This window comes from Streptomyces sp. H27-H5, assembly GCF_026627505.1.
GTDB lineage: Bacteria > Actinomycetota > Actinomycetes > Streptomycetales > Streptomycetaceae > Streptomyces.
Genome location: NZ_JAPNLK010000019.1, coordinates 101,540 through 109,556 on the forward strand (window position 1 = coordinate 101,540; position 8,017 = coordinate 109,556).

The following is an 8,017-nucleotide window of genomic DNA, read 5'->3' on the forward strand; positions in this document are numbered from 1 at the left end:
GGTACGCGGAGGGCCGGCGCGGAGGGTGCCGGGGAACCCTGTGGCGGGGGTGCTGCGGGACCTGGCGAGGCAGTCGCGGGTGATGAGACCCCGGGGGCAGGCCGCGGCTGCGGAGGGGGAGCAGGCGCCGGTGCCGGCGGTCGGGTGGAAGCCGCCCACCTGGTCGGTGCCCGTCGCGGCGGTTGTGGTCAGCGACGAGGACGGGCGAGCCGCCTGGACGTTGCCGCGGCCGTTCTCCCGGCCGCCGGTGGTTACGGTGGCGGTGGTGGACCCGGACCCCGGCGACGGGCGGGAGGCGCCCACTGTGGTGCTGGAGGCGGTGGAGGTGGACCAGGTGCGGGTACGGGTGTGGCTGGTCGGCCGCGGCGAGGTCCGGCCGGCCGGTCCTGGGGTGCGGGTCCACCTGACGGCGGTACGGCTCCCCCCGGGCACGGACGGCTGACCTGCCGGGTCGGTAGGCTCGGCGGGCCGCTGGTTTTGGGCCGGGCGCTTCTGCGGTGTGGAGGATGACCCCGTGGCCAATACGGCGTGCGTGTGCGACGACTACTTCGAGACGGACGACGACGGGGTGCTGTGCCTCATCCCGGGCCAGCAGGGGCTACGGCAGCGGATCGTCTACTCCCCAGCCGGCATGTACAACTTCACGAAGGCCTCGTATCCGTGGCTGGCCCGGATCGACGTGCAGGTGCAGGGCGGTGGCGGAGGGTCCGCCGGCGCGGACGCGGACCCCGGAGAGTGCATCGCGCGGTCGGGGGGCGGCGGCGGGGGCTGGGCCCGGTCGTTGATCCAGGTCGCCTCGCTGGGGGTGTCGGAGGCCATCGTCGTGGGCGCGGCCGGCGCGGCCGGTATCGGGAACACGGCGGGCACGGCCGGCGGAACGAGTTCGTTCGGCGGGTTCCTGTCCGCGTTCGGTGGCGACGGCGGCACGGCGACGATGGTGAGCGGGACGTCGCCGGCGTCCGCGAACGGATCGACCGGGGCGCCGGGCGGAACCGGGCAACTGGCCACCGGCGGCGGAGGCAGCGACGGCGCGTTGAGGGTGTCCGGGACGGTGGCGACGTCCGGCCGCGGCGGGGACTCCCGCCTGGGCAACGGGGGCTTCTCGCGAGGGTTCCAGGGTGTGGGTGGTGCGCCGCGCGGGTTCGGTGGCGGCGGGGGCGGGTCCCTGTCGTACGGGACGGCGTATGACGGGCATCCCGGGGGCGTGGGGGTCGTGGTGGTGGACCTGTACGGCTGACCCGGGGTGGCAGGACTGTGGCGGGCTAGACTCGCGGTGTCGCTGGTTTTGGGCCGGGCCGAATCCTTCTGTGGGTAGGGGTTGGTCGGCGTGGCGCGGTGCGGGTGTGGCGGCTCACAGTGCAACTGCTCTGTCACCGCCGGTACGGGCACGACGGTCACCGGTAGCGGGAGCCTCGCGAATCCTTTCGTGGTGTCGGCGACGGCGAGTTGCGATGATGTCCGGCCGTGTCTTTCCCAGGGTGACGGGATCACGTACAGCGCCGGTAGTGGTGTGATCTCGGCGCGGATTTCCGGCGACGCGGGCAACAATGCGTCGATCGGTGGTGACGGTGGTATCTACGCGACCACGGATTGCCCGACGGTGCGGGGATGTCTTTCCCAGGGGCCGGGCATTCTCTACGATCCGGTCACCGGGATCATTCGCGCGAGGCTTTCCGGCGACGCGGGGAACAACATCGCGATCGGTGGCGACAACGGGCTGTTCGTGCCGAGCGGCGCGGCGACGGTGAGCGTCGACTGTGGTATTTCCGGGGACGGTTCGGGCGGGTCGCCGCTCACCATCCCCGTGGGTGTGTGGCCGTTCCCGTGTGACATCGACACGGAGGGCGGGGATCTGTACTGCGACACCACGGGCCGGTTGCGGGCGGTGCCGCCGGGCGGGTTCTCCCGGTTCGTGCAGCAGACTCAGACCGCATACCCGGACGTCCTCGTGCCGGCGGGGCTGAACGTGCAGATCGAGATGCAGTCCATCAACATCATCAACCCCGATCCTTGCCGCGATGCGTTCGTGCTCATCGAGCAGGAGGTCGAGGTGAGCGTTGACATGCCGGTGGGTTCGTCGGCGGACTGGGGCATCGGCACGGACGCCATGGTGTACCGATTCAACAACGGGACCACCTTCCAGAACGACGTGCATTCCCAGCACACCAAGGTTGTGTCAACGATCGTCCCGGCGGGTGGAGTTCAGGCCGCACCGATGCGCGTGACGATGAGTCGCGGTACGGGTGGGGCCACGTACAACCGGGTCCAGACGTGGATTCAGGCTTTCATCTTCAACCTCGCGTAAAGGGGATATCGTGCCGACTTTCTATTACCGATACCCGGATACCGGTGCGTTCGGCATGCGGTCGATCTCGGGGAATCACGGGCAGGTGTCCCCTCCGGAGGGCGCGGTCGAGATCACGGAGGCCGAGTACGAGGCGGGGTCTGCGGCCGTGGTCGCGGGGACGGAGGCCCGGCGGGAGGCGGAGAGTGTCGCTCTCCTCGACGGCCGGCGCGCCGACCATGACGCCCTCATTGAGGCGGGGCTCCCGGCCGCGACCGCCGCCCGCCTGTCCGGGCATGTCGTCAAGGAGCCGGAGCCGGCTGCCACGGGGCGGCGGACGAAGGCTCGTTGATGGGGCGTCGGCTGGAGGAGCGAGGGCGCCGGCGATGTCGGCGGGGGTCCTCGGGTCGCGCGCGGGATCGTGACGTGGAGTTGTCCGGCTGACCTGCCACCCCGTCCGGACACCCCGGACACCCTGTCCGCCCGCCTTGCGGACACCCTGTCCGCACCCCTTGCGGACACCCCGGTGCGGACACCTTGCGGACATCCTGTCCGGGCAGTGTCCGCGCAGGTCATGGCGCTGCGGCTCCGCGCGATGGTCGTTGTCCGGACACCCTGTCCGGCCCTGTCCGCCCAACCCCGGACACCCTGTCCGGCCCCCTGTCCTGGAGGTCCCTCATGGCCCAAGCAGCGCCCACCGTGGGCCGCGCCGTCCACTACGTCAGCCATGGCACGCCGCTGCTCCCGGATGGCAGTCAGGTGTACTCCGCGAAGTGTCGGGCGGCCACCGTGACGGAGGTCAACGTCGAGGAGCCGTACCAGGTCGGTCTGGCCGTCACCAACCCGACCGGGCTGCATTTCCGTCCGCTGTCGGAGGGCGGGTGCTTCCTGTATCAGCCGGACGGGGAGGGGTGCGAGCTGTCGCCGGACGAGGTTCGTCCCGGGTCCTGGCACTGGCCGGAGCGTGTCTGATGGCTGCGCCTGTGACGGCCGCCGGCTTTCTGGGGGCGCTGCGCGCGGAGGGCCTGGTCGTGGTGGAGGTGGGTGCCTGGCAGACCCACAACCGGGAGGGACACGGCCCGTGGGGGCCGGTCCACGGCGTGATGATCCATCACACCGTCACCCAAGGCACGCAGTACGCGGTGGACCTGTGCCGGGACGGGCACAGCGAGCTTCCGGGGCCCTTGTGTCACGGGGTGATCGCGAAGAACGGCGTGGTCTACCTGGTCGGGTACGGGCGGGCGAACCATGCCGGTCTCGGGGACCCGGACGTGTTGTCCGCCGTGATCGCAGAGCGCGCGCTGCCGGTGGACGATGAGGCCACGGTCGACGGCAACCGGGCGTTCTACGGGTTCGAGTGCGAGAACTTGGGCGATGGGGTCGACCCGTGGCCGGCGGTGCAGTTGGAGGCCATCGAGCGGGCGAGCGCGGCTCTGTGCCGGGTGCACGGGTGGGGTGCGGGTTCGGTCCTGGGTCACCTGGAGTGGCAGCCGGGGAAGCCGGACCCGAGGGGTTTCACCATGGCCTCCATGCGGGCCCGTGTTGCCGGGCGTCTTCAGCTTCCCGTGCTGCCGCCCCCGCCGCGGCCGACCCGCCCGGTCGTGGACCTGTCCGAGCTGATCCGGGCGGCCAAGACCGACCCCGGTCGGGAGGGCACGCCCGTGTCGTACGCGGGCGTCCGCGTGCTGGAGGTGGCCCTCGTGGACGAGGGGCTGTTGCAGAAGCGGTTCCTGGACGGTCACTACGGCTGGTCGACCAGGTCCGCGTACAGCGCTTGGCAGGAGTCTTTGGGGTACTGGGGGCGGCGGCCGGGTGAGCCTGCCGACGGGGTGCCGGGGGCGTTCACGCTGGGGGTCCTGGCCCGCAAGCACGGCTTCGACGTCGTCGGCTAGGGGGCGTCATGGACACGGTGCTCGTCTGGGCCGGCGCGTTCACCGTCATCGCGGGCGTGGTCGGTGTGCTGTGGCGCCTTCTCCGAGGGCTGGTCCGTACGGCCGGGCGCATGGATCAGTTCATGGACGACTGGTACGGGGAGCCGCCCCGGGCCGGCGTGCCTGCCCGCCCAGGGGTGCTGGAGCGCGTCGGGGAGATCGAGGCGCGGCTGGCCCGGGTGGACCACGAGTTGCACCCCAACGACGGGCAGTCGCTGAGGGATGCCGTCGACCGGGCGAACGCGTGCCTGGCCAGGATCTGCCTCGACCCGCCTTCGGGGGGTTGAGGCTGGGGTGTCCCGCTCCCACGGCTCCGGGAGCGGGACACCCCGCTTTCGGTGGTTTACCTGCTTTAGATCATGCTGGTGGGGGATGCTGGTGGTCCGCACCGCCCCTTGGCGTGGTGCACCCCCCGAGCAAGCCCGGTCGCGCTACCTCCCCCAGCGCGGCCGGGCTTTCGCGCATACGGCCTGATGTCGGACACAGGGCGTATGGTGGGGACTTGTCCATTCAAAGCTGTTGCTGCCAGCTTCTCGGACCCGACGGAGGAGCCCCGCTCACCATGAGCGGGGCTCCTTTGTGTCCGGGGTCAGGCGTGGGCGAGCTGCCAGGAGCGGGCTTGCTCATCGAGGAGGGAGGCCGCGCCGACCCCTCGTCGCTCGAAGACCGTGAGCTGCCGGCGGATGGAGCCGACCTGCTTCACCGCGCGGTCGGAGTACACCCCGGTGAAGTGGGTGAGGGCTTGGCCCCATGTGCCGCATGCCTGCTCCAGGTGACCCTGGGCGGCCTGTTCCTTGCCCAGGGAGGCGAGGGACAGGGCCGTGATGCGGGACAGGCCGCCATGGGCGGCGCTGCCGTAGCTGCGGCCGGCGGCGGCGTACTGCTTGGCGGCGTTGGGGTGGTCCTTGAGTGCGCGGAACACCTTGGCGGAGTGGGAGGCCACGGCGGCGCGGGGGGAGCCGGACAGGGTGAGCCAGTACGGCATCACGTCGTCCTCGCCCCGGATGGCTAGGTCTTGTGCCCGGCGTACCTCGGTGACTGCCTCCGCGCCGCGGCCGGCGACCGCGAGCGCGCGGGCCCGGCAGACGACGAACATGGACAGCATCCCGGGGTCGGCGCGGCCGGTGGCCAGGGACAGGGCGGCGTCGGCCAGGTCCAGCGTGTGTTCGGGGCGGGCGATGTCCATGCCGTTGTGGGCCATGATCCGCAGCACCCATGCCTCGTGGAGGGGGTTGTCGGCCTCCCTGGTCAGGCCCAGGCTCTGGAGGTAGTAGCGCTGGGCGAGGCCGTGTTCGCCGGCGTCGTATGCCTTCCAGCCGGCGAGGAACGCGAAGGCGGCCGCGGCGGTGAGGGCGTCCCCGCGTAGGGCCTCCGTGGCACACCGTGCCCGGGTGAGGCCGACGACGTCGGTCCGCAGGTACTGGACCACGGCGGAGCGGCCGTGGAGTCCTCCCTGCCGCTCGTCGATGGCGGTGAACGCCTTGAGCATGGAGCGCACTGCGTCGATGTCGCCCACCCCGACCATGCGCCCTGCGCCCGTCGCGCGCTCCTGTGCTTCCGCCGCTTGGACGAGGCCGAGAGGCAAGGCGGCGGCGGCGACGCTGTAGGCGGCTCCCGTAAGGATCTTTCGGCGGTTGATGTCGGCCTCCCCGATTCGCCGTACGATGTCCACTGGATCGGGTCCGATGCCCAACCCAAGCCGGGCGTCGGGCCCGTTGCCATGTCCGGGCACCTTCCAGCCGAACTCGGCGGGGGTGACGTGCCGCCCGAGGCGGCGGGACAGGCTTTCCGCAATGTAGGCGCCGGTCTCCGGGGAGGGCGGTCGGCCGGCGACCCAGTGGGCAACGGCGGACCGGTTGGTGCGGAGGGTTTCGCCGGCTTCGGCCGCGATGCGGCGGATGTCTGCGGCGAACTGGTCGTACGTCAGACCTGTCTGCTCCAGGGCGAGTCGGAGGCTTTCGTTTCGGGCACGCGAAGTTGTCACGGTGTGTGCACCCTCCCAAGCAGGGCGTTAAACCCGGTAAACGCATCGGGCGTTGACCGGTGCTGTCTCTGCCACGGTAGCGCCGGTTACATGAGCTGCGTCACACCTCGGACGAATGCCGCTTGGGGGCATTGAATGGATGTTGATACGGAGGGTCAGGAGGCGCCGCTCACCGGTGCGTTAACGACCCGATCGGAACGCCGGCTGGCCTCGGGGCATTGGCTGCTCGCTGCGGCACCGTCGGTCAGTGCGGCCAACGCGGCGTGGAAGGAGACCGGGGAGACCTGGCTCCAGCCGTCGCCCCTGTTCACGGCTGTGCTCGTCCCGGCCTCGATCGTCCACGCGGCGACGGGCGTGGACAGCCCGGAGGAGTGCGCGCCGGCGCTGCAAGAGGCGTTGGACGGGCCGGTGTTCTACGACCCCGGGGCGTTCCGCGCCGATGGCGCGTACGTGGTCCTGCTGCCCGCGAGCGCGGCGACGATTTGGAATGTGCCGTCCACGACGCTGCATGCGCCGCGCGCGCTGCTCCTGGTGCCGGCCCCGGATCGGTGTGAGCCGGTCGGTGACCGGCCCTGGTGGGTTCTCCCCCTTGAAGGGCCCGGGGAGCTGTGCCCGCCTGCCCTGCTAGCCTCCCTCGCCTGCCTCGGCCGACGTCGGTTCGTTCCGTCGGGCGGTGAGCTGGAGTGACCGAGGCCCTGTCCTGGCCCGCGCAGGACGTGACGTCCCGCGAGGCCTTGAGCGTGGCCGGTGGCGTCGTCCGCCGAGCCCAGAGGATCGGCGTCCGCATGTCGATGTTCGAGTCAGCAGTTCCCGGAGCTCCCTCCTACACACGGACCCTGCCGCGGCTGCCTGAGTCCGCGCGGCCCGCGCGCCTGCTGGTGTCCGGCGCGCTGGACCGGTGGTCCCTCGGCGGTGTCGAGGATGCCGCGCTCCTCGTCATGAGCGAGCTGGTGTCCAACGCGGTCGCGCACGCCCGGTCCGGGTCGATCCGGGTCACGGTGACGCGTCGCGCGGACCTGCTGGTCGTGCGCCTGGCCGTGGTGGACATGTCTCATCGGCTCCCCCTGCCGCGGCCGGCGGTCGAGGACGACGAGTCCGGGCGGGGCCTGGCCCTCGTCGCGGCTCTCAGTGACGGCCGGTGGGGCGTGGATCCGTTGCGGTGGGGGAAACGCGTGTGGGCCGATCTGGCCGTGGACCGGGAGAAGTCCAGTGCTTGAGCGCTACGGGCCGATCCTCTACGTCCTGGCCCTCGGCGTGCTCATCGTGACCCTGGCCTACGGCATCTGCCGGGGGTAGCGGTCGTGAACAGGTTCGTTGACGGCGACTGTTGGCGCTGCGATGAGACGGACGTGCCGGTGCTGTGGCTCGGTCCGGTCCAGAGCCAGGACGCGGGCGATGCCCCTTTCTACTGCTGTGAGCCGTGCATCGTGCGCTTGGAGGCGCTGGTGCGTGCTCACCACCTCCGAGGCAGTGCCTCGGTTTGAGACTCCCGCCCTCGGTCGCGCTGTGTTGGCGCGCGGCCGGGGCGGGCCATCCCGCACCCATTGACCCAGGAGGTCATCTGTGACCGGTCGCGCGATCATCACGAAGGGGCAGGCAGTGTCCTGCTACTTCCGGACGACGGTGGACGCCCCCCATCGGAAGGCGCTCATCCAGATCTGCGAGCCCTGCAACGCGTTGTGTGCGCACTGCGGAGCCTGTCAACGTGATCAAGGCAGGTGAAGTGTTCTATCGCTGTGCCGGGATCGTTTGATCGTCGGGCCTGGGGTCGTCGGGCTTGTTGATCCAGGCGGCCATGGGGAGCTTCGGCGGTTCGGG

Annotated in this window: 10 protein-coding genes; 9 read left to right on the forward strand and 1 reads right to left on the reverse strand. The window is 71.0% G+C overall.

Translation table 11 applies throughout. From position 1 onward, the window contains the following. Nucleotides 1-130 precede the first annotated feature (130 nt). From OTB19_RS12520 to OTB19_RS12550, 7 genes are all read left to right on the forward strand, one after another. Nucleotides 131-442, forward strand: a complete 312-nt coding sequence (locus OTB19_RS12520) for a hypothetical protein (RefSeq protein ID WP_267798155.1) — start codon at nt 131-133, stop codon at nt 440-442. 72 nt (nt 443-514) lie between these two features. Further along, nucleotides 515-1,237 (forward strand): hypothetical protein, encoded by a 723-nt coding sequence (locus tag OTB19_RS12525; RefSeq protein ID WP_267798156.1) that lies wholly within the window; start codon nt 515-517, stop codon nt 1,235-1,237. Between the two features lie 192 nt (nt 1,238-1,429). Then, nucleotides 1,430-2,305 (forward strand): hypothetical protein, encoded by an 876-nt coding sequence (locus OTB19_RS12530; RefSeq protein WP_267798157.1) that lies wholly within the window; start codon nt 1,430-1,432, stop codon nt 2,303-2,305. A gap of 85 nt (nt 2,306-2,390) precedes the next feature. Next, nucleotides 2,391-2,636: a hypothetical protein gene (locus tag OTB19_RS12535; protein WP_267798158.1), complete on the forward strand. Its 246-nt coding sequence runs from the start codon at nt 2,391-2,393 to the stop codon at nt 2,634-2,636. A gap of 326 nt (nt 2,637-2,962) precedes the next feature. Next, on the forward strand, nt 2,963-3,256 hold the full coding sequence (locus tag OTB19_RS12540) for a hypothetical protein (RefSeq protein ID WP_267798159.1): 294 nt from the start codon (nt 2,963-2,965) through the stop codon (nt 3,254-3,256). Beyond that, complete coding sequence (locus tag OTB19_RS12545) at nt 3,256-4,176, forward strand: N-acetylmuramoyl-L-alanine amidase (protein ID WP_267798160.1); 921 nt, start codon at nt 3,256-3,258, stop codon at nt 4,174-4,176. The genes OTB19_RS12540 and OTB19_RS12545 overlap by 1 nt, the downstream gene beginning before the upstream one ends. A gap of 8 nt (nt 4,177-4,184) precedes the next feature. Beyond that, complete coding sequence (locus OTB19_RS12550) at nt 4,185-4,502, forward strand: hypothetical protein (RefSeq protein WP_267798161.1); 318 nt, start codon at nt 4,185-4,187, stop codon at nt 4,500-4,502. Between the two features lie 302 nt (nt 4,503-4,804). Here the strand turns inward: OTB19_RS12550 and OTB19_RS12555 are convergent, their stop codons facing one another. Then, complete coding sequence (locus OTB19_RS12555) at nt 4,805-6,199, reverse strand: hypothetical protein (RefSeq protein ID WP_267798162.1); 1,395 nt, start codon at nt 6,197-6,199, stop codon at nt 4,805-4,807. 135 nt (nt 6,200-6,334) lie between these two features. Here OTB19_RS12555 and OTB19_RS12560 point away from each other — a divergent pair, with 135 nt between their 5' ends. Both OTB19_RS12560 and OTB19_RS12565 read left to right on the forward strand, forming a co-directional pair. Beyond that, nucleotides 6,335-6,886, forward strand: a complete 552-nt coding sequence (locus OTB19_RS12560) for a hypothetical protein (RefSeq protein ID WP_267798163.1) — start codon at nt 6,335-6,337, stop codon at nt 6,884-6,886. After that, a complete protein-coding gene (locus OTB19_RS12565; protein ID WP_324290515.1) occupies nt 6,883-7,416 on the forward strand; it encodes an ATP-binding protein in 534 nt (177 codons plus the stop codon). The genes OTB19_RS12560 and OTB19_RS12565 overlap by 4 nt, the downstream gene beginning before the upstream one ends. Nucleotides 7,417-8,017 lie beyond the last annotated feature (601 nt).

Bases quoted from the DNA above. Each gene is read 5' to 3' on its own strand.
- OTB19_RS12545 (WP_267798160.1), top strand. From the start codon at position 3,256: ATGGCTGCGCCTGTGACGGCCGCCGGCTTTCTGGGGGCGCTGCGCGCG.
- OTB19_RS12560 (WP_267798163.1), top strand. From the start codon at position 6,335: ATGGATGTTGATACGGAGGGTCAGGAGGCGCCGCTCACCGGTGCGTTA.
- OTB19_RS12540 (WP_267798159.1), top strand. From the start codon at position 2,963: ATGGCCCAAGCAGCGCCCACCGTGGGCCGCGCCGTCCACTACGTCAGC.
- OTB19_RS12550 (WP_267798161.1), top strand. From the start codon at position 4,185: ATGGACACGGTGCTCGTCTGGGCCGGCGCGTTCACCGTCATCGCGGGC.